The organism is Kitasatospora sp. NPDC002965, from assembly GCF_040611255.1.
Classification (GTDB): Bacteria; Actinomycetota; Actinomycetes; order Streptomycetales; family Streptomycetaceae; genus Kitasatospora.
The window spans coordinates 131,045-151,152 of the sequence record NZ_JBEXNT010000003.1; the positions used below are offsets into that span (position 1 = coordinate 131,045).

Here is a 20,108-nt window from a genome sequence, read left to right on the forward strand (position 1 = left end):
TGCGCTCTCGGGCGCCGGTCGAGCGCGGTGCGTGCGCCCGCCGGGCCCGAGGACCGCAGGTCGGAGCGTCAGCCCGCCAGCGTGGCGGTGAGGGTGATGGTGGTGCCGGTCAGGGCCTGGCTCACCGGGCAGTTCGCCTTGGCGTCCTCGGCGGCCTTCGCGAAGCCGTCCGCGTCCAGGCCGGGAACCTCGCCGACGACGGTGAGGTGGATCCCGGTGATGCCGGTACCCGGCTGGAAGGTGACGTCGGCCTGGGTGTCGAGCTTGGTCGGCGGGTTGCCCGCGCCGGCCAGGCCGTGCGAGAGGGCCATCGAGAAGCACGCGGAGTGCGCGGCCGCGATGAGCTCCTCCGGGCTGGTCTTGCCGTTCGCCGCCTCGGCCCGGGCCGGCCAGGACACCGGGTACTCGCCGATGCCGGACGACGCGAAGGTCACCTGGCCCTTGCCGTCGAGCAGGTTGCCTTCCCACGCGGTGCGGGCGGTGCGGGTGGTTGCCACGATCGGTACCTCCAGTAATGAGGAACTGCTGATTCGTCACGTCCGGTCATGCCGCGCTTAGCCTACGTGCAGGTCGGGGGCCTGCCACAAGTAGCGCATCGGGCACGTGCGTCCGAAAACGCCTCGGCCGTCCGGGTGACGGTGCCGGTGAGGGGGCGCGCCCCGCCAGCTCGGAGCCCCGCCGGGGGATCACTCCGTGTGCCGTCCATATCGTGGACGGATAGGCCAAATGGTGCGGGCCCGTGCGGGGTGCCCTGTTAGATTGACCCGGGCCCGAGCCCGGCCGGTGCACGACCGGTGCACGACCGGGTGCCCATTCCGAGAGAGCCGCGGAGCCGCCCCGATGACGGACCACCCCACGACCCCCGACGCCGGACTGCACGAGGGGATCGACGACACCGTGCGGGCCGAGCTGACCAGCCTGCGCGAGAGCATCGACAACATCGACGCCGCGGTGGTCCACATGCTGGCCGAGCGCTTCAAGGCGACCCAGCGGGTCGGGCGACTCAAGGCCGAGCACAAGCTCCCGCCGGCCGACCCGGCGCGCGAGCGCACCCAGATCAAGCGCCTGCGCGAGCTGGCCGCCGGTGCGCACCTGGACCCGGTGTTCGCCGAGAAGTTCCTCAACTTCATCATCGCCGAGGTCATCCGCCACCACGAGGCCATCGCCAGTGACGCCGTGACCGGCGGGAACGATTCCGCCTGACCCCGGGCCCGGCCCGACCCGTGGGTCGGGCGGGGGATTCCGGGAGAGCCCCCGGAGGTCCGTTCCCGGGAGGACGGGTGCCCCGGCCCCCTCCGGCGGTGTCGGGCGGGGGTAAACGCCCGATTTCGCCAGGCTCCCCGGGTGGCGTAGCGTGCAGGTTCCCCCGCAGCCGGAGAGTGGAGCAGCGACGATGGCGGTGAACCTGCCCGGTACGCACGGCGACGCCGGGGCCGCTCCCTCCGGGGCCGTCGGTTCCGGCGGCGGTGCGTACGGCGCCCCCGGTGCTCCCGGGGCCGGCGGTGGTCCCGGTGTGCCGGGGTACCCCGGCAGCCCGGAAGCCTCCGGAACCTCCGGGACCCCCGCCGTGCCGTCCGGCGGCCGGGCCGAGGCCCGGCGGGCCCGGCGCGCTGCCGAGGGACGCCGGACTCCGAAGCCCCGCCGGCAGCGTCCGTGGTGGATCGAGATCCCCGCGATGGCGGCGGTCGGCCTGGTGGTCGCCCTGCTGATCAAGACCTGCCTGTTCCAGGTGTTCACCATCCCCTCCGGGTCGATGGAGAACACGCTGCGGATCGGTGACCGGGTCGGGGTGAACAAGCTGGCCCCGCTGACCGGCTGGGAGCCCGAGGCCGGCCAGCCGGTGGTGTTCAAGGACCCGGGGGACTGGCTGCCTCCGCAGCCGACCGGCGGGAACCCGGTCGCCAACGCGCTGGGCTCCGCGCTCGGCTTCGTCGGGCTGATTCCGCCCAAGGACGACAACTACCTGGTCAAGCGGGTCATCGCGACGGGCGGGCAGACCGTCCAGTGTGCGGGTACCACGCTGACCGTCAACGGCACGAAGGTGGACGAGCCCTACCTCCACTCCGGGGACGACTCCTGCGCGGGGCTGGACTTCGGCCCGGTGACGGTGCCCCAGGGCTACGTCTGGGTCGAGGGCGACCACCGCAGTGACTCGGCGGACTCGCGCTACCACCAGCGCGGCCCCGGTGGCGGCGCCGTGCCGGTGGACAACGTGGTCGGCCCGGTGTCGGCCGTCGTGTGGCCGCTCAATCACCTCGACTGGTTCGGCTGGGTCGGTCGCTGATCCCGGCCCGGTCGGCCGTCGCGTCGGCCTCGGCCGCCGCCCCGGCCAGCCGCTCGCCGAGTGCCGTCGCTCCCGCCGGCACCGCGTCCGGACCTCGCGTCACCCGGTCCGTTCCCGGCGGAGCGTTCTCCCGCCCCACCGAGGCCGCAGCCCCAGCCGCAGTCCCAGCCCCAGCCGCAGTCCCAGCCCGAGCCGCAGTCGTAGCCGTCTCCGGCGCGGTACCGGGCTTGCTCGCCTGGGCGGCGAAGGCGCCGGCCAGCACCAGCAGACCGCCGGTCACCTGCGGCAGCCCGAGGTGCTCGCCGAGCAGGACCCAGGCCAGCACGGTGGCGACGACCGCCTCCAGGTTGGCCACCACCCCGGCGATCGGGGGCGACAGGTGCCGCACGGCGATCACGCCGGTCAGGTACGCGAGCACGGTCGCGATCAGGACCATCCACGCGGCCGGGAGCAGCGCGGGAACGGTGTGCCCGTTCATCACCACGTCCCCGCCGAGCAGGCTCCAGTCGGCCTCCCAGGGGCGGGTGAGGGCGGTGAGCACGATCGCGCCGATCAGCAGTCCGTACGCGCTGACCGCGATCGGGTCGACCGGCCGTTCGCCCCGGCTGCCGGCGTCGGCCAGCACGAAGTAGCCCACCTGGCAGCAGGCCGCCCCGAGGGCGAACAGGACGCCGAGCGCGTCGAAGCTCAGGCCGTTCCAGATCTCGACCACGCAGGCCAGACCCGCGACGGCCACCCCGGCGCCGACCGCCGCGCCCCGGCTGATCGGGCGTCGCTGGACGAACCGCACGTAGCCGATGAGCAGCGGCGGACCGAGGTACTCGATCAGCAGCGCCACGCCGACCGGGATCCGGGAGATCGCGGCGAAGTAGCAGGCCTGGACGCCGGCCACGGCGAGCAGGCCGAAGCCGATGAGCAGGCCGGGCCGCCGCAGGACGGCGGCGCGGTGGCGGTAGGCGAGCGGCAGGAGGACGACGGCGGCGCCGGTGACCCGGAGCCAGACCACGTGCAGCGGTGAGAGCCCGGCGGCGATCAGCGGCTTGGCGGCGGTGCCGGAGCCGCCGAAGGCGATGGCGGAGACGAGCGCGAGGGTGAGACCGAGGGTCCGGGCGGAGGAACCGCCGAGCAGGTGTTTTGAGCTGTGCACCGACGAATTGTGACAGTCGTACCGGCACTTCGGTAAGGGGTCATTCCGCTATTCGGTCCTGCCGGGGGCCGTGTGTGGCGACGGGCCCACCGCTCCGTGCGGTGGACCCGGCTGTTCCGGGCCGGCGCTACTGTGCCGCGCCGGCGCCCGCCAGGGCGTTCGCGCCCGCGTCCGCCCCGGAGCCGGTGGCGCCGCCGGCGTTCGAACCGCCCGCACCGCCCGCACCACCGCTGCCGCCGGATCCCGACCCGCCGGTGCCGCCGGTGGGCTGCGGGCTGGGCGTCGGTGCGGTGGTCGGACCCGTCGTCGGGGCCGTGGTCGGCGCCGGCGTCCTGGTCGGCCGGCCGGTCGGCGAGGACGTCGCCGGCTGGCTGGGAGCCGTGGTCGCGCCGCCGGATCCGGCACCGCCGGTGCCGCCGCCCGTGGGCTGCGGTGCGGTGGTCGGACCGCCGGTGGGCGCGGTGCCCGGCGTCGTGGCCGAGCCGTCCGAGGCCCCCGACCCGCCGCCGCCGGTGGTCGCCGGCGAGGACGGTGCGCCGGACGGCGTGGCCGACCCGTCCGTCCCGCCCGAGGGCGAGGCGGAGGAGCTCGGGGAGTTCGCGGAACCGCTGCGCGAGGAGGAGTCCTCGGCGCCCGACGGGGCGGGGAAGTCGGCGACCGGCTGCCCCTTCAGCGCGCTCTTCATGTAGGTGGTCCAGATCTGCGCCGGGTACTGGCCGCCCGCCGCGCCCTCGATCCCGCCGGTGCCGCTCAGGCTGACCTGCGCGCCGGTGGCCGGGTCCTGCCCGAACAGCGCCACCGAGGTGACCAGCTCCGGGGTGTAGCCGATGAACCAGACCGACTTCTGGTCGTCGGTGGTGCCGGTCTTGCCCGCGGCGGGGCGGCCGAGCGCCTTGGCGCGCCAGCCGGTGCCGCCCTGGTCGCTCACCACGCCCTCCAGCATCGAGGTGACCTCGCGCGCGGTCTGCTCGCTGACCGCCTGCGTGGTCTTGTGGGCCGGCAGCGGGAGCGCCTCGCCCTCGTGGTCGACCGACTGCACCAGCCAGGGGGTGATCTGCCGGCCGTCGTTGTCCAGCGTGGCGTACACCCCGGCCAGGTCGAGCACGCTCGGGGTGGCGGTGCCGAGCGGGATGGACGCCACCGGGTCGAGCCCGGGGGTGGTGCCGGGCAGGCCGAGCGCGATCGCGGTGTCCCGGACCTTCGACAGCCCGGTGTCCTGGGCGAGCTGGGCGAACGCCGAGTTCACCGACCAGTCGGTGGCCTGCTGGAGGGTGATCTGGCCGTAGCTCTTGTCGCCCTCGTTCGGCGGCGCGTACGGGGTGCCCTTCCCGCCGCGGACCTTGCGGCCACTGGTGCCGTCGTAGACGGTGCGCGGGGTGACGGTCTGGCCGGACTGGGTCCTGGCGTCGTTCTCCAGCGCCGCGGCCAGGCCGATGGCCTTGAAGGTGGAGCCCGCCTGGTAGTCCCGCCGGGTCGCGTTGTCGATGTAGTGCCTGGTGTAGTCGACGCCGCCGTACAGGGCGACCACGGCACCGGACTTCGGGTCGACCGAGACGGCGCCGGGCTGGACGTTGGCGTCCTTCTTCCGCTTGTCCGGGTCGAGGGTGTCGTGCAGCTGGACCTGGACCGCGTCCTGGAGGGCCTGCTGGCGCGCCGGGTCGACGGTCAGCTTGATGGTGTAGCCGCCCTTGGCCAGCTCGGACTCGGTGATGATCTGATTGGTGGTGAGGTACTCGGTCGCGGCGTTGACCAGGTAGCCGGCCTGGCCGGAGAGGCCGAGCTGCGACTGCGGGTTCCTGACCTCGGGGAAGGCGGTGGCGGCGCGCTCCTCGGCGGAGAGCCAGCCCTCCTTCACCATGCCGTCCAGCACGTAGTTCCAGCGGTTCACGGCGTTCTGCCTGCCCGCCGGGGTGGCGGTGGCGACGTCGTAGGCGCTCGGGGCGTTCAGCAGGGCGGCCAGGTAGGCGCCCTGGGCGGCGTCGAGTGCGGAGGCGTCGACGCCGAAGTACTGCTGGGCGGCGGCCTGGATGCCGTACGCGCCGCGCCCGTAGTACGAGGTGTTGAGGTAGCTGGAGAGGATCTCGTCCTTGCTCTCGGTGGCGTCCACCTTGATGGCGATGAAGAGTTCCTTCACCTTGCGGGTGATCGACTGCTTCTGGCTCAGGTACGTGTTCTTCACGTACTGCTGGGTGATGGTGGAACCGCCCTGGGTGCCCTCGCCCTGGGCGGTCTTGACGGCGGCGCGGACCAGGCCGGGTATGTTGACGGCGCCCTCGTGGTAGAAGTTCCGGTCCTCGGCGGCCAGGGTGGCGTGCTGCGCGGCGGGGGAGACCTTGTCGAGGGCGACGTTCTGCCGGTTGGTCTGGCCGGTCCGGGCGATCACCGAGCCGTCCTGGTAGAGCCAGGTGTTGCTCTGCGCGGTCGCGGCGGCGTGCGCGTCCGGCACCTTCACCAGGGTGATGCCGAGGGCGAACAGGCCGACGCCGAGCACCAGGGCCGCGGCGAAGCCGGTCAGCGTCATCCGCCAGGTGGGCACCAGCCGGCGCCAGCCGGTGCGCCGGGGGCGGCGGGACTTCCTGCCGCCCCGCCCGGTACCCGGCCCGGTGTTCTGTTTCGCGGTGCGCTGGATGCCGCTCTGGGCGTCTCGGGACAAAGCGGCGGCCTTTCCTGCGGGCGGGCGTCCGGGCGGGGCAGGCCGTGCGGGCCTGCTCGGACGGGATCGTCGGCGATAGGGGACCTTTGTCCCTTTTCCGGTTTACAGCCCAAAACGCGTCCAACGGGCCGGTTGGATCCACTGGGAGGACAAGCGAGACCGACATCACACACAAATCGGACGTCGATGGGCAGCAAAAAGCCGGAGAGCCCCTCGCAATGGCGAGAGGCTCCCCGATGTCGGTGCGCCGCCAGGGACTCGAACCCCGGACCCGCTGATTAAGAGTCAGCTGCTCTAACCAACTGAGCTAGCGGCGCCTGCTGACGTGGAAAACAATACACGGTCCCGGCGAGTGCCTCGAACCGCTTGCGGCGGAGCCCGCCCCGGCCTGCCCGTTTCCGCCCGGTTGGGGTGGAGTTTGCCGCCGGTTAGGGTGGAATCGTGCCCAGCTCCCACCCAGGCCGCCGGAAGACTCGGCTCACCGCCGCGCTGCTGCTCAGTGCGGTGGCCTGCACCGCCTGGGTCCTGGAGGTCGCGCTCAGCACCCGACACGACCCGGTCCGGGCCCGCGTCGGCGAGCTCGCCGCCGAGGACCGGACGCTGGGCGGCCTCTCCCGGGCCGCCGGGGCGGCGGGCGCGGACCCGTCCCGGGAGAGGGGGCCGGGATGACCGGCCCCGGGCAGGGCGCCTCCCCGCGCCGCCGGGCCGCCGGGGACACCGCGGCCTTCCTGCGCGTCGACGGCGTCCCCCTGCACGTCCGCGTCGAGGGCGACGGCCCGCTCTGCCTGCTCACCGGCGGGCTCGGCAGCAGCTGGTTCGACTGGGACCTGGTCGTCCCCTTCCTCGCCCCGTACCGGACGGTGGTCCGCTTCGACCGCCCCGGCTACGGGCTGAGCGCGCCCGAGCCCGCGACCCGGGCGCTCCCGACGGCCGCACGTGAGGCCCACCGGATCCGCGCGGTGCTGGAGGCGCTCGGCCGGGAGGAGCCGTGCACCGTGGCCGGTCACTCGCTCGCCGGCTTCCACGTCGAGACCTTCGCCCGGCTGTACCCGGACCGGACCGCCGGGCTGGTACTGCTGGACGGCAGCGCCGAGGCGGACCCGCGTCCGCGTCCGGCCCCGGAGCTGCGGGACCTGACGGCCCGCGCGGCTGCCGGTGCGGCCACCGCGGTCGCGGTGCCGTACCTGCTCGGACCCACCGCGCGCCGGTGGGTGGCCCGCGCCTCGACGGTCCGCCGCGAGGACCTCGCCCCCGTGTCGCTGGTCCGGCACTGCTACCGGACCGGCCGCTCACTGCGCGCGCTGCTCCGGGAGAACACCCACTACCTGGACATGGCCGCCGAGCTCGCCGCACTGCGCCGCACCACGCCACTGCCGGACGGCCTGCCGGTCACCGTGCTCGCCGCCGACGACGGCCTCCGCAGCCGCCGGACCGAGGAGTGGCTGGCCGTCCAGCGCGAGCTGGCCGCGCTGCTCGGCGCCGAGTTCCGGACCACCGCCCCGGCCGGACACCTGCTGATGTTCGACCGTCCGGACGCCGTGGCCTCGGCGATCCTGGAGACCCGCTGACCCCGCCCGAGGCGCCCGGACGGCGCCGGCCTCAGCCGCCGCTGGCGTTGTCCGCGTCGACGAGGCGGCGCACGGCCCGCGCCACCGGCAGTTCCTTGACGAGCCGCCGTGCGGCCTTGCGGACCTCGGTGTTCTCCGGGCCGGGGAAGATCCGCCGGTCCAGTCGGGCCGCCCCGATCAGCCCCGCCAGTTGCAGGTCGGGCCCGTCCGGTCCGCAGGCCCCGACGGGGGAGACGGCCGTGCCGCCGGTGCCGGCCCCGGTGCGGCCCAGGGCGCGGGCGATCCGGTCGGCGATCTCCTGCCCCGCCGTGGCCGGCACCGGCAGGTGGGCCCGGTAGGGGATGAGCAGGACATGCCGCCGTTCGACGGTCAGCGCGCCGTCGGCGACCAGCCGTTCGCGGAAGTGCCCGAGCGCCTCCCGGCGCGGGATCTGCCGCATCACGTGGTCGAGCCCGAGCCGGTGCTTCCGCTTGCCCGCCTCGGCCAGCCGGTCCAGTACGCCGGCGCTGATGTCGTCCTGCGCCCCGAGCGGCCGGAAGCCGGTGATCCGCCGGTCCTCGACGGTGACGGCGCCGGCCAGCACCAGTTCGGCGAGCACGCCGCCCGTGAGCGCCCGGTAGAAGGCCGCGGCCGGGACGGGCATCCGGCCGTGGGCCGGATCGGTGCAGAGCAGCACCAGTTCCTCGGGCATCGGGCGCCGGCCGTGCGGTCCGGAGTCGAGCGGAGCCATGGCGGCACCTCCGATGGGGCCGTGCGAGCGCGCGTCGCGCGCGGTGGGGGCAGCGCCCCCAAGCTATCCGGCGCGACGGTGCGGGCGTGCCGGAACCGGGAACGAAGGTGCCCGGACGGGCCGGGCAGGGGTGTGCGGGGAACGCCGAAGGGCCCCTCGCTCTCGCGAGGGGCCCTTCGGCTGTCTGTGCGCCGCCAGGGACTCGAACCCCGGACCCGCTGATTAAGAGTCAGCTGCTCTAACCAACTGAGCTAGCGGCGCCTGCTGACCTGGAAGACATTACACGCAGTCGGTCCGATCCGCCGAATCGCCACCGGCCGGACACGCACCGTGGCGACCGGCACAACCGCCGGAGGCGCTACCCCTCCGGGAAGTGGCACGCCGCCCGGTGGTCGGTGTCCGGCGCGGGCCCGGTCGGCAGCGGGGCCTCGGTCTCGCAGCGGGTGCGCGCGGCCGGGCCGCCGAGCCGTGCGTAGACGGGGCAGCGGGTGCGGAACGCGCAGCCGGTGCGCCGGGCGGTGGGGGAGGGCGGGTCGCCGGCGAGCAGGATGCGGGCCCGGGCCCGTTCGGCGGCCGGGTCCGGCAGCGGGACGGCGGACAGCAGTGCGCGGGTGTAGGGGTGGCGCGGACGGTCGAAGACGGCGGAGACCTCGCCCTCCTCGACCGTCCGTCCCAGGTACATGACGCTGACCCGGTCGGCGAGGTGGCGGATGACCGAGAGGTCGTGCGAGACGAAGAGGTAGGAGAGGCCCAGCTCCGCCTTGAGGGCCTGGAGCAGGTTGAGCACGCCGGCCTGGATGGAGACGTCGAGCGCGGAGACCGGTTCGTCGAGCACCAGCAGCTTCGGCCGGACGGCCAGCGCACGGGCGATCGAGATCCGCTGGCGCTGCCCGCCGGAGAACTGGTGCGGGTAGCGGACGGCGTGGGCCGGGTCGAGGCCCACCTGCCGGAGCAGCTCGGGGACCCTGCCGGCGATCTCGCCCCCGGAGGCCCGCTGGGCGCGCAGCGGTTCGGCCACGATGTCGCCGACCGGCATCCGGGGATCGAGGCTGGCCATCGGGTCCTGGAAGACGATCTGCAGTCGGGCCCGCATCCGGTGGGCCTCGGCGCGGGAGAGCCCGGCGGCGTCCCGGCCGAGCAGCTCGATCCGGCCGGACTCGGGGGCGGTGAGGCGCAGCAGTTCGAACAGGGTGGTGGACTTGCCGGAGCCGGACTCGCCGACCAGGCCGAGCGTCTCGCCCTCCCGGATCGACAGGTCGACGCCGTCCACCGCGTACACCGAGCCGATCCGGCGCTTGAACACGGTGCCCTTGAGGAGGGGGAAGGTCTTGGTGAGCCCGGTGACGTCGAGGACCGGGGCGCGCTCCTCCCTCGGGACGGGGTCCGCCGCAGGCGGGGGGAGGGCGGGTACCGGGTAGACCTCGGCGGGCGCGGGCCGCCGTTCGGCCAGCTCGCCCGCGCGGACGCAGGCGGCGAGATGCCCCTCGACCGGCGCCGGCCCGTCCGCCTCCCCGGCGGCCCCGTCGGCGCCGGTCCCGTCCACGGCCCCGGCCGTCCGGCCCGCCACCGCCGTGGCCGGTCCGCCCGTCCCCGCGAGCGGCGGCTCCGTGCTCCGGCAGCGGTCCTCGGCCAGCGGGCAGCGCGCCGCGAACGGGCACCCGGCCGGCAGCTCGGCCATCGGCGCGGGCACGCCGGGGATCGGCACCAGCGGCCCGCCGCGCCCGTCCAGCCGGGGCACCGCGCCGATCAGCCCGAGCGTGTACGGGTGCCGGGGTGCGGCGAACAGTTCGTCGACGCCGGTCGTCTCGACCACCCGGCCCGCGTACATGACCGCGACCCGGTCGGCCATCCCGGCGATCACGCCGAGGTCGTGGCTGACGAGGACGAGCGCGGCGCCGGTCTCGCGCCGGGCGGTGCGCAGCACGTCGAGGACCTGGGCCTGGATGGTGACGTCGAGGGCGGTGGTGGGTTCGTCGGCGAGCAGGACGTCGGGGTCGTTGGCGATGGCCATGGCGATCATGGCGCGCTGCCGCATGCCGCCGGAGAACTCGTGCGGGAAGCTGTCGAGGGCGCGGTCGGGTGCGGGGATGCCGACGAGGTCGAGGAGTTCGGCGGCCCGTTTGCGGGCGGCGGCCCGGTCGAGGGGCTGGTGGATGCGGAGCGCCTCGACGATCTGGTCGCCGATCCGGTAGACGGGGGTGAAGGCGGAGAGAGGGTCCTGGAAGACCATGGCGATCCGCCGGCCGCGGACGGCGGCGAGCTCGCGCCCGGGCAGGCCGACGAGTTCGCGCCCGTCCAGTCGGACCGAGCCCCGGACGCGGGCGGTGCCGGGCAGCAGGCCGAGCACGGCCAGGGCGGTGACCGACTTGCCGGAGCCGGACTCGCCGACGATGCCGAGGGTCTCGCCGCGCCGCAGGGTGAGGTCGACGCCGCGGACGGCGGGGACGGGGGCGCTGCCGCGCGGTCCGGTGAAGTCGACGTGGAGGTCCCGGACGGTCAGCAGCGGGTCGGCGGGTGGGGGTGCGGGCGCGCCGGGCGGCGGGGTCTCGACGGTGGTGGTCACGTGCGGGCCTTCTTCCTGCGGGCGGAGCGACGGGGGCGCCGGGCGGCCTCGGAGGTCGGGTCGAGGGCGTCGCGCAGTCCGTCCCCGACCAGGTTGACGGCGAGGACGAAGAGGACCAGCAGCCCGGCCGCGAAGTAGAACAGCCAGGGGAAGACGGGCGCCTCGCTGGTGCCGGCGGCGAGCAGGGTGCCGAGCGAGACGTCGGGCGCCTTGACGCCGAAGCCGAAGTAGGAGAGCGCCGTCTCGCTCATCACGGCGCCGCCGACGGCGATGGTGGCGTCGATGATGAGGAAGGAGGCGACGTTCGGGAGGATGTGCCGGGTGATGATCCGCAGCGGGTGGACGCCCATGAACCGGGCGGCGCGGACGAACTCCCGCTCGCGCAGGGAGACGGTCATCGAGCGGACCACCCGGGCGGTGATCATCCAGTTGAACAGGGCGAGCAGCAGGACGAAGGCGAGCCAGCCGGCGCCCCTGAGGCGCGGCGAGATGATCGTGACGACCAGGAACGCCGGGAAGACCAGCATCAGGTCGACCAGGAACATCAGGATCCGGTCCGTCCAGCCGCCGAAGTAGCCGGCGCAGGCACCGACCAGGGAGGCCAGCACGGTCGAGAAGAGGGCGACCAGCAGGCCGATGACGAGTGACTTCTGCAGGCCGCGGACGGTCTGGGCGAAGACGTCCTGGCCGACCCCGTTGGTGCCGAACCAGTGGGTCGCGGACGGGGGTTGACGCAGCGCCGTGTAGTCGGGGGCGGCGTAGTCCCAGGGGGTGAGGAGCTGGCCGCCGAAGGCGAGGGCGAACAGCAGCACGACGACGACGGCGCCGGCCACCGCCCAGCGGGCGGCGAGCAGGCGGGCGAGGACGAGCCGGCCCCGGCCGGTCACCCCGGGAGCGGCTGCGGTGGTGGCGCCGGCGGCCGGGGCGGGCTCCACGGGCCCGGCGGGCTCGACGATCACGGTGGTCACGGGGCTCTCCTCCGGTCAGGTCCGCACGCGCGGGTCGAGGGCGGCGTGCAGGGTGTCGGCGAGGAAGCCGGAGGCGAGGACCACGACGGCGGCGAACAGGTTGACCGCGACGACCGCGTTGACGTCCTGCTGGTTGATGGACTGGATGAACCATTCGCCCATGCCGTGCCAGCCGAAGATGGTCTCGGTGAAGGCGGCGCCGGTGAAGATGCCGAGGAAGCTGTAGGCGAACATCGTCGACATCGGGATCACCGCGGTCCGCAGTCCGTGCCTGAGCAGGGCGCGGCCGCGGGTGAGGCCCTTGGCCTCGGCGGTGCGCAGGTAGTCGGAGCCGAGCACGTCGAGCATCGTGCCGCGCTGGTAGCGGCTGTAGGTGGCGAGGCCGCCGAGCGCCAGCGAGAGGGTGGGCAGCAGCAGGTGCAGCGCCCAGTCGGCGAGGTGGGTGCCGAGCCCGCCGGTGAGCCCGGGGGTCTCGTAGCCGGTGAACGGCACGACCTCGTGGCCGACGGCCTCCTTGGCGGCGATGGCGCCGTTCTTCAGGAAGAGGGCGACCAGGAAGACCGGGGTGGAGAGCAGGACGAAGGAGACGAGGGTGAGCAGCCGGTCGGAGATCCGGTACTGGCGGACCGCGCTCCAGGCCCCGGCGGCGACGCCGAGCACCATGCCGAGCAGGCTGCCGATCAGCAGCAGCCGCAGCGAGACCCAGACCCGGCGGCGGAAGTCGTCGATCACCGGGGTGTCGTGGATGGTGCGGCCGAGGTCGCCGTGGAGCACCAGGTCGCCGGCCCACCGGCCGAACCGCTCGACGACCGGGGTGTGGTCGTTCAGGTTCAGGTCGGTGAGCTGCCGCTCGACCGAGGCGGCGGCGGGGCGCGGCACCTTGGCCTCGAAGTAGGTGCGCGGCTGGAGGGCGGCGGCGGAGAGCGCGTACGCCAGGAAGACGGCGGCGGCGAGCAGGACCGCGTAGTAGGCCAGCCGCTTCGTCAGGTAGCGGAGCATCAACGGCTGCCCGGGGTGGGGGCGGGGCCGACGCGTCGGGTGGGCATCGGGTGGGTGGCCTTCGGTCGGTGGGCCCGGTAGCGGCCCGGTGAGGGGGTGGGTGGGGGCGGTCGGGGCGCGGGATCCCGGGGGTGGTCGGGAAACCGCAGGTCAGAGTGTTGCACCGGCGGGCGGCCGGGGTGTTGCGGCGGTGTTGCGCCGTGTATCGGTTGGGTCAGGTGTGAACCAGGCCCCCTAGTACTGGTTCTGATCGACTGTTACCTTCGCTCCGCCGGCACCGACTTGGCTGCCCACGCTCAAGCCTCGCCACACCTCGCGACGCTCAACTCTCACCACTCGCCGGACATCACGGGGGGAACCCTCATGGACGCTCTCGCCACGCCCGCACGCCGCCGACTCGGCCGTGCCGCCGTGCTCGCCCTCGCCGTCACCCTCGCCGCCGCGGCGTGCACCTCGGGCGGCGGCGGCTCCGCCGACACCGCGGTCAGGAGCGGGGCGCCGGCCCAGGGCGCCATCGACATCAACGCCAAGGCGGCGGACCTGGTCCGCGACGGCGGTGAGGTCCGGTTCCCGCTCTACCAGTGGATCACCCAGTGGAACCCGTTCCAGGTGGACGGCCGGTACGGTGACGCGGTCGAGATCATGCGGGCCCTGGAGCCGAACCTCTTCACGACCGACGAGGCCGGCGCGTTCAAGCCCTCCCCCGACTACCTGGTGGACGCCAAGGTCACCTCGACCTCCCCGCAGGTGGTCACCTACAAGCTCAACCCGAAGGCCAAGTGGTCCGACGGCAAGCCGCTGAGCTACCTGGACTTCAAGGCCGACTGGGAGGCCAGCAACGGCAAGAAGGACGGCTACAACATCGCCGACTCCTCCGGCTACGAGCTGATCTCCGCGGTCGAGCAGGGGGCCGACCCGGCCGAGGTCAAGGTGACCTTCGCGGACACGTACGCGGACTGGCAGAACCTCTTCCGCCCGCTGATCCCGGCCGCCGGGATCGCCACCGCGGACGACTTCAACAAGGGCTGGGTCGAGAAGATCCCGATCACGGCCGGCGCGCTGAAGATCGGGACGGCGGACAAGACCGCGCAGACCATCACGCTGGTCCCGGACCCGGCCTGGTGGGGCGCCAAGCCCAAGGCGGAGAAGATCACCTTCCGGGTGATGTCGCAGTCGGCGACCACCCAGTCCTTCCTCAACAACGAGATCGACTCCGCGACGGCGGGTACCGCCACCGCGTACGGGCAGCTCAAGGACGCCAAGGACACGGTGATCCGGTCGGCCAGCCCGTGGGACGAGGTGCACATCTCCTTCGGCGGCGGCGGTCCGCTGGAGGACCTGAAGGTCCGCCAGGCGCTCGGCAAGGCGCTGGACCGCAACTCGCTGATCAAGATCGCCAACAACGGCGTCCCGGTCGAGTTCAAGCCGCTCGGCAACCACATCTTCATGCCCAACCAGACCGGCTACCAGGACAACTCGGGCGAGTGGGCCAGGTTCGACGTGCCCGCGGCGAAGAAGCTGCTCGACGAGGCGGGGTGGAAGGAGTCCGGCAGCGGCCAGCCGCGCACCAGGGACGGCAAGCCGCTGACCCTGCACTGGGTGGTCAACGAGGCCACCACGCAGGCCCAGCTCGACCTCGCCACCGCCGCCCAGGCGATGTGGCTGGCGGCGGGCGTCAAGGTGGAGCTGGACAAGGTCCCGTCGAACGACTTCTTCACCAAGTACGTCAACCCGGGCAAGTTCGACATCGCCAGCTGGCGCAACACCGACTCGTTCCCGCTCTCCACCAGCCTGCTGAACTTCCGGCTGCCGCAGGGGGACAACGTCTTCGGGAACTACTCCAAGCTCGGCACCGAGGAGATCGACGGGCTGCTGAAGAAGGCGGCCGGCACCATCGACCCGGTGGAGGCCGCGAAGTTCTACAACCAGGCGGACGCCAAGATCTGGGAGCTCGGCCACACCGTCGAGCTGTACCAGCGGCCGACCGTGCTGGCGACCCGCAAGGGCCTCGCCAACTACGGCGCCTTCGGCCTGGCGAGCCTGGACTACGCCAAGGTCGGCTGGGAGAAGTAGCCGCCGGGGCCGGTGCGACCGTACGGCGGGCGCGGACGAGTGCGCGGGTGCGGAGACGGGTGCTGAGACAGGTGCGGAGGCGACGTGCGATGCGGAGGTCGTGAGCCGCACGGCAGGCGCTAACGAGCAGCGCGGTGATCACGAGGCCGGTGGTGCGGACACGGGAGGAACGGCTCTGCCGCCCCCGCTGTCCTGCCACCGGCCTTGACCTTCCGCGATGCCCGCAGGCCGCCCGTGTCGTGGGTCCGCCCGGACCCGCCCGCTTCCAACCGGGGAAGAATCTAGCGGGGTGTTCGGGGCCGCCGTGCCGTACGGCGCTGGCGCGCCCGGAAACCCGCCGTGCTGTCACCCGGTTCGCGCACCGCAGCGTCAACTCTGGCTGACGACACGGCACATCGGACCGTCCGGTGCCGTCCCGGGCCCTGCGCGCCGGGCGCCGGGGCGGGACGCCGGCCGTACGGCGGTGCCGCCGACCGCCGTACGGCGCCGCGCCGGTGCGTGCGTGCCGACCGGGCCGCTGCCAGGATGCGGCGGGTACCTGCCAGCCCGCCCGTCCGGAGCCCGGAGACCGCCGATGACCAGCGATTCCGCCGCATCACCCCACCCGCACCACGCCGACCCGCGCGCGGTGCGCCGGATGGTCCCGCGCAGCCGGGACGAGCCGCACCGGGTGGCCACCCCGCTGGAGCTCTTCTTCGACCTCTGCTTCGTGGTCGCGGTCGGCCAGGCGGGTCGGGAGCTCGCCCACGACCTCGCCGCCGGCCACTGGGGCGACGGCCTGACCGGCTACCTCTTCGCCTTCTTCGCGATCTGGTGGGCCTGGATGAACTTCACCTGGTTCGCCTCCGCCTACGACTGCGACGACGTCCCCTACCGGATCACCACCCTGGTGCAGATCGCCGGTGTGCTGATCCTGGCGGCCGGCGTGCCCCGGATGTTCGCCGACCAGGACCTGGTGCTCTCGGTCATCGGGTACGTGGTGATGCGGCTGGCCATGGTGACCCAGTGGCTGCGCGCGGCGGCCGGCGAGGAGGGCCCGGCGCGCGGCGTGGCGCTGCGGTACGCCGCCGGGATCACGCTCTGCCAGATCGCCTGGGTCGTGGTCCTGGTGCTGCCGGACGGTGCCCGGGCGGTGCTCATCCCGCTCGGCATCGTGGCGGAGCTCTCCGTGCCGGTGCTCGCGGAACTGCGGCTCCGGACCACCTGGCACCCGCACCACATCGCCGAGCGGTACGGCCTGTTCACCCTGATCGTGCTCGGCGAGACGGTGGCGGCGGCGACCATCGCGGTGCAGTCCGCCGTGGACGAGCACGAGGGGCTGAGCCGGCTGCTGCCGGTCGCCGGCGGCGGCCTGCTGATCTGCTTCTCGGCCTGGTGGATCTACTTCGCCCGGCCGGTCCACGAGCACCTCCGCTCCAACCGGCAGGCCTTCCTCTGGGGGTACGGCCACTACGTGGTGTTCGGCGCGGCGGCCGCGATCGGCGCAGGGCTGGAGGTGGCGGTCGAGTCGGCCGTACACAAGGCGCACATCTCCGAGACGGCCGCCACCGCGACGGTGACCGTGCCGACCGCGCTCTACCTGATCACCGTCTGGCTGCTGCACTCCCGGCACGTCAAGACCGGCGCGGCTCAGGCGCTGCTGCCGGTCGCGTCGGTGGCGGTGCTCGCCTGCACGGCGGCGGGCTGGGCCGGGGTCCTGGCGGCCGGTCTGGTGAGCGCGGTGACCGTGGGGGTCGGGGTGGTGCTGCACGCCCGGGAGGGCTGAGCGGAGGCCGGACGGCGCGGGGGCGCCGGCTCGCGCGGCTGGGGCGCGGGCTCCCGCGGCCGGCCGGCCGCGGGACCGTCCTCGGCCCGCCCGGTGGGCGGCAGTTCGGGGGGCCGGTCGCCCAGTAGGTCGCGGAGGATCTCGCCGTGCCCGGCGAGCCAGGTCCGGTACGGCGGACTGGCCTGCGCCAGGTCCAGGTAGACGGCCCGCAGCTCCCCGAACAGGGCTTCGCGGGCCGGCACGCCGAGCGCACGGGGCCGCCAGACCAGCAGCAGCCGGACGGCCAGCGGGTCGCCGTACAGCCGGCGCACGACGCTGCCGGGACCGGGGGCGGAGGTCGGCTGGCAGGGGCGGACGGCCTCGCCGGAGGCGACCAGCTCGGCGGCGGTCGTGTTGTCGCGGACCTGGACCACCCGCGGGTTGAGCCCGGCGGCGCGGAACACCCGGCGCATCGCCGCGTACTCGTGGTCCGCCGTCGGGTCCACCATCCAGGTGTCGTCGGCGAGTTCGGCCAGCCGGACCACCGGGCGGGCGGCTGCCGGGTGGTTGGCGGCGAGCGCGACGAACTGCGGCTCACGGGCCATCAGCACCCGGTGCTCGGCGTCCGGGGGCAGCCGCAGCGGGAACCCCTCGCTCTCGTGGACGAAGGCGACGTCCAGTTGGTCGGCGGCGATCATCCGGAGCAGTGCGTTGGCGGAGATGTCGATCTGGATGGTGGTGTCGGTCTCCGGCAGCCGTTCGTGCACCCGGCGCAGCCACGCGGCCACCGCCCGGCTGCCGACGCTGCCGATCCGCAGCCGCCGGGCGCGCTCGCTGCCGGCCGTCTCCCGGGCCTCCTGGCGGGCGGCGGCGATCAGCGCGGCCATCTCGGCGATCACCGGCCTGGCCCGGGACAGCACCGAGTGGCCGAGCGAGGTGGGCCGGCTGCCGGTCTGTTCCCGGGTGAACAGCGTGCCGCCGACGGCCCGTTCGATGCGGTGCAGCTGGGTGGTGAGGGACGGCTGGGTCATGCCGAGTTGCAACGCGGCCTTGCGGAGGCTGCCGGTATCGGCAATCGCGCACAGCACCCGGAGGTGTCTCACGTCGAGCTCCACATCGGGAGCGTAACGGTCGAAACGGCGCAACGCCAGGGACATGACAGGTTGTCGGGTCGGCAGGGGCACCGGCCTCCCCGGCCCGCCCGGTTCGCACCGCCGTCCGTCCGGCGCTCGGTCCGGTGGTCGGCCCGGTGGTCCGTCCGGCGCTCGGCCCGGGGGCGGACGGTGATCGGTCCGGTGATTGGTTCGTGCTATCGCCGGTTGACATCATCCGCCGGGCCGCCGGCCTGGCCGAAGCTCTGGGGCAGCAAAGCATTCATCCGATGCCCGAGGCCCGGCCCCCACCGGACCGCGGCGCTTCCGCGAATCGGAGCCCCCACATGGATCGCGTCTCGCGCACGCCCTCCGCCGTGCCAGGCCCGGCGGCCCCTCCGGCCCCGGCCCGTTCGGTGCCGTCCCGTTCGGCACCGGCCCGCACCCGGAGCGTGCCGGGCGCAGCCGCGTCGACTCCTCCCGGCGGAACGTCCGGCCCGGCCGGCGGCCCGGCCTCCTGACGACCCCCGGCGCGGCCCACCGGACGGCCCCCTCCGGCCGGTCGGCGTGCCGGGCGGCGCGCACCACCCCGCGTACGACCCCACGCACCACCGCACGCCCGGTACCGCCTGCACCACCGGTACCACGCGCTACCCCCCACCCCTCCACCCCCGTGAACGGGAGCCCCCACATGAACCGTGTCTCACGCACCTTCTCGGCCGCGCTCGGCCTGGCGCTGGCCGCCGGTCTCGCCGCCCTGCCCACCACGGCCGCCGCCGCGCCCACCCAGGGCTACACGGCCACCGCCGCCCGCACGACCTCGGTCGCGGAGGACGCCAACAACAAGGCGTTCTACGAGGCGGTCATGAAGTCCGCCAAGGCCAAGCAGGCCGCCAACCCGTACCTGCTGGCCGTCACCGTGACCTACGACGCCAGCAGCGCGCCGACCTTCCGCAACCAGATAGCCCAGAGCACGCAGATCTGGAACAGCTCGGTCGCCAACGTCCAGCTGCGGTCCGGTTCGGCCGCCGACTTCCGCTACTACGAGGGCAACGACTCGCGCGGCTCGTACGCCAGCACCGACGGCCACGGGCGCGGGTACATCTTCCTCGACTACGCGCAGAACCGTCAGTACAACTCGCTGCGGGTCGTCGCGCACGAGACCGGGCACGTGCTGGGCCTGCCCGACCACTACTCGGGCCCGTGCAGCGAGCTGATGTCCGGTGGCGGCCCCGGCACCTCCTGCACCAACCCGAACCCGAACAGCGCCGAGCGCAGCCGGGTCAACACCCTCTGGCGGAACGGCCTGGCCGGCTGACGCCCGACGCACCGCAGGACGGCCCGGCCGCTGAACCCCGGCGGCCGGGCCGGTCCGTGCGCGTGCCCGCCCACTGCGGCGATCCCGAGCAGGGCCGGCGGTGCGCGCCCCACCGTGTCACCGCCGCGCCCGCTCGCGCCGGGCGCCGCCCGGGGAAGCCCGTCGGTGCCGCGCCCGCTCGCGCCGGGCGCCGCCCGAGGGGATCTGTCGGTGCCGCGTGCGAGCATGCGGGCGAGAGTCGTCCGCCGCCGACCGCGAGGTGCCGCCGCTATGCCCAAGCCCGTCCCCGACCGCCTGGAAGACCTGCCGTACGCCGACCTGCTGCGCCCGCACACCGGGCCGCTGCGCAGCGACGCGCGCTACGACACCGTCCACTTCGACGGCGGCGAGTACACCGACCTGTCGGCCGCCGGTGCGACCTTCCTGGAGTGCGCGTTCACCGGTGTCGCGCTGAGCGGGGTCAAGCTCCGGCAGGCCCGGTTCAACGAGGCCTGGGTGCAGGCCGGCCGCTGGGTGGCCTGCGACCTCGCCGACAGCGAGTGGCAGGACGCCCTCTTCGCCGGCGGCGTCCTGGCCGGCGTCACCGCGCACGGCTCCGCGCTGCGCCGGGTGGTGTTCCGCGGCTGCAAGCTGGAGGCGGTCAACCTGCGCGCCGCCGTCCTGCGCGACGTCGTCTTCGAGGACTGCCTGCTGCGCGACGTGGACTTCGGTGACGCGCGGCTCACCGACGTCGCCTTCCCCGGCTCCACCCTGGAGGAGGTCCGGCTGCGCGGCGCGGCCCTCAGCAAGGTGGACCTGCGCGGCGCCGCCGCCCTGGGCCTGCCCGACGGCCACCAGGGCCTGCGCGGCGCCCTGATCAGCTCCACCCAACTGCTCGAACTGGCACCCCAGTTCGCCCAGGCCCTGGGAATCACCGTGAAGGACGGCTGAGCGCCCCGGCCCCCGGCCCCCGTCCAGGCGGCGAGGCCGG

Annotated in this window: 15 protein-coding genes, 2 tRNA genes and 1 pseudogene; 8 read left to right on the forward strand and 10 right to left on the reverse strand. The window is 74.1% G+C overall.

The window, feature by feature from the left end:
- Positions 1 to 68: 68 nt before the first annotated feature.
- Positions 69 to 497 (reverse strand): OsmC family protein, encoded by a 429-nt coding sequence (locus tag ABZY91_RS02595; RefSeq protein WP_329883681.1) that lies wholly within the window; start codon positions 495 to 497, stop codon positions 69 to 71.
- A 343-nt stretch (positions 498 to 840) separates the two neighbouring features.
- On the opposite strand from ABZY91_RS02595, the gene ABZY91_RS02600 reads away from it, so the two are divergent.
- Both ABZY91_RS02600 and lepB read left to right on the forward strand, forming a co-directional pair.
- A complete protein-coding gene (locus ABZY91_RS02600) occupies positions 841 to 1,203 on the forward strand; it encodes a chorismate mutase (protein ID WP_355399239.1) in 363 nt (120 codons plus the stop codon).
- Positions 1,204 to 1,393: 190 nt separating this feature from the next.
- Positions 1,394 to 2,284, forward strand: a complete 891-nt coding sequence (gene lepB / locus ABZY91_RS02605; RefSeq protein ID WP_355399241.1) for a signal peptidase I — start codon at positions 1,394 to 1,396, stop codon at positions 2,282 to 2,284.
- Here lepB and ABZY91_RS02610 read toward each other — a convergent pair.
- The 3 genes from ABZY91_RS02610 to ABZY91_RS02620 form a co-directional block, all read right to left on the reverse strand.
- Complete coding sequence (locus tag ABZY91_RS02610) at positions 2,247 to 3,431, reverse strand: EamA family transporter (RefSeq protein WP_355399243.1); 1,185 nt, start codon at positions 3,429 to 3,431, stop codon at positions 2,247 to 2,249. The genes lepB and ABZY91_RS02610 overlap by 38 nt on opposite strands.
- A gap of 127 nt (positions 3,432 to 3,558) precedes the next feature.
- Positions 3,559 to 6,084 (reverse strand): transglycosylase domain-containing protein, encoded by a 2,526-nt coding sequence (locus ABZY91_RS02615; RefSeq protein WP_355399244.1) that lies wholly within the window; start codon positions 6,082 to 6,084, stop codon positions 3,559 to 3,561.
- 243 nt (positions 6,085 to 6,327) lie between these two features.
- A tRNA-Lys gene (locus ABZY91_RS02620) sits at positions 6,328 to 6,401 on the reverse strand.
- Between the two features lie 124 nt (positions 6,402 to 6,525).
- Between ABZY91_RS02620 and ABZY91_RS02625 the strand changes: the two genes are divergently transcribed.
- Together ABZY91_RS02625 and ABZY91_RS02630 are read left to right on the forward strand one after the other, a co-directional pair.
- A complete protein-coding gene (locus tag ABZY91_RS02625) occupies positions 6,526 to 6,753 on the forward strand; it encodes a hypothetical protein (RefSeq protein ID WP_355399246.1) in 228 nt (75 codons plus the stop codon).
- A complete protein-coding gene (locus tag ABZY91_RS02630; RefSeq protein WP_355399247.1) occupies positions 6,750 to 7,652 on the forward strand; it encodes an alpha/beta hydrolase in 903 nt (300 codons plus the stop codon). The genes ABZY91_RS02625 and ABZY91_RS02630 overlap by 4 nt, the downstream gene beginning before the upstream one ends.
- A gap of 31 nt (positions 7,653 to 7,683) precedes the next feature.
- Here the strand turns inward: ABZY91_RS02630 and ABZY91_RS02635 are convergent, their stop codons facing one another.
- From ABZY91_RS02635 to ABZY91_RS02655, 5 genes are all read right to left on the reverse strand, one after another.
- The gene (locus tag ABZY91_RS02635; protein WP_355399249.1) at positions 7,684 to 8,382 is read right to left on the reverse strand and encodes a GPP34 family phosphoprotein; all 699 of its coding nucleotides are present in this window, start codon (positions 8,380 to 8,382) and stop codon (positions 7,684 to 7,686) included.
- 187 nt (positions 8,383 to 8,569) lie between these two features.
- A tRNA-Lys gene (locus tag ABZY91_RS02640) sits at positions 8,570 to 8,643 on the reverse strand.
- A 97-nt stretch (positions 8,644 to 8,740) separates the two neighbouring features.
- Positions 8,741 to 10,945 (reverse strand): ABC transporter ATP-binding protein, encoded by a 2,205-nt coding sequence (locus ABZY91_RS02645; protein WP_355399251.1) that lies wholly within the window; start codon positions 10,943 to 10,945, stop codon positions 8,741 to 8,743.
- Positions 10,942 to 11,832, reverse strand: coding sequence for an ABC transporter permease (locus ABZY91_RS02650; RefSeq protein WP_355399314.1), 891 nt, complete (start codon positions 11,830 to 11,832; stop codon positions 10,942 to 10,944). The genes ABZY91_RS02645 and ABZY91_RS02650 overlap by 4 nt, the downstream gene beginning before the upstream one ends.
- A gap of 96 nt (positions 11,833 to 11,928) precedes the next feature.
- Complete coding sequence (locus ABZY91_RS02655) at positions 11,929 to 12,912, reverse strand: ABC transporter permease (RefSeq protein WP_329883690.1); 984 nt, start codon at positions 12,910 to 12,912, stop codon at positions 11,929 to 11,931.
- A 363-nt stretch (positions 12,913 to 13,275) separates the two neighbouring features.
- Between ABZY91_RS02655 and ABZY91_RS02660 the strand changes: the two genes are divergently transcribed.
- On the forward strand, positions 13,276 to 14,985 hold the full coding sequence (locus ABZY91_RS02660; RefSeq protein ID WP_355399254.1) for an ABC transporter family substrate-binding protein: 1,710 nt from the start codon (positions 13,276 to 13,278) through the stop codon (positions 14,983 to 14,985).
- 574 nt (positions 14,986 to 15,559) lie between these two features.
- Positions 15,560 to 16,750, forward strand: coding sequence for a low temperature requirement protein A (locus tag ABZY91_RS02665; RefSeq protein WP_355399255.1), 1,191 nt, complete (start codon positions 15,560 to 15,562; stop codon positions 16,748 to 16,750).
- 155 nt (positions 16,751 to 16,905) lie between these two features.
- Here ABZY91_RS02665 and ABZY91_RS02670 read toward each other — a convergent pair.
- A pseudogene (locus ABZY91_RS02670) lies at positions 16,906 to 17,886 on the reverse strand (LysR family transcriptional regulator); the annotation flags it as partial.
- Between the two features lie 625 nt (positions 17,887 to 18,511).
- Between ABZY91_RS02670 and snpA the strand changes: the two are divergent.
- The gene (gene snpA / locus ABZY91_RS02675) at positions 18,512 to 19,138 is read left to right on the forward strand and encodes a snapalysin (RefSeq protein ID WP_329883693.1); all 627 of its coding nucleotides are present in this window, start codon (positions 18,512 to 18,514) and stop codon (positions 19,136 to 19,138) included.
- A 270-nt stretch (positions 19,139 to 19,408) separates the two neighbouring features.
- Positions 19,409 to 20,068 (forward strand): pentapeptide repeat-containing protein, encoded by a 660-nt coding sequence (locus ABZY91_RS02680; protein WP_355399258.1) that lies wholly within the window; start codon positions 19,409 to 19,411, stop codon positions 20,066 to 20,068.
- Positions 20,069 to 20,108 lie beyond the last annotated feature (40 nt).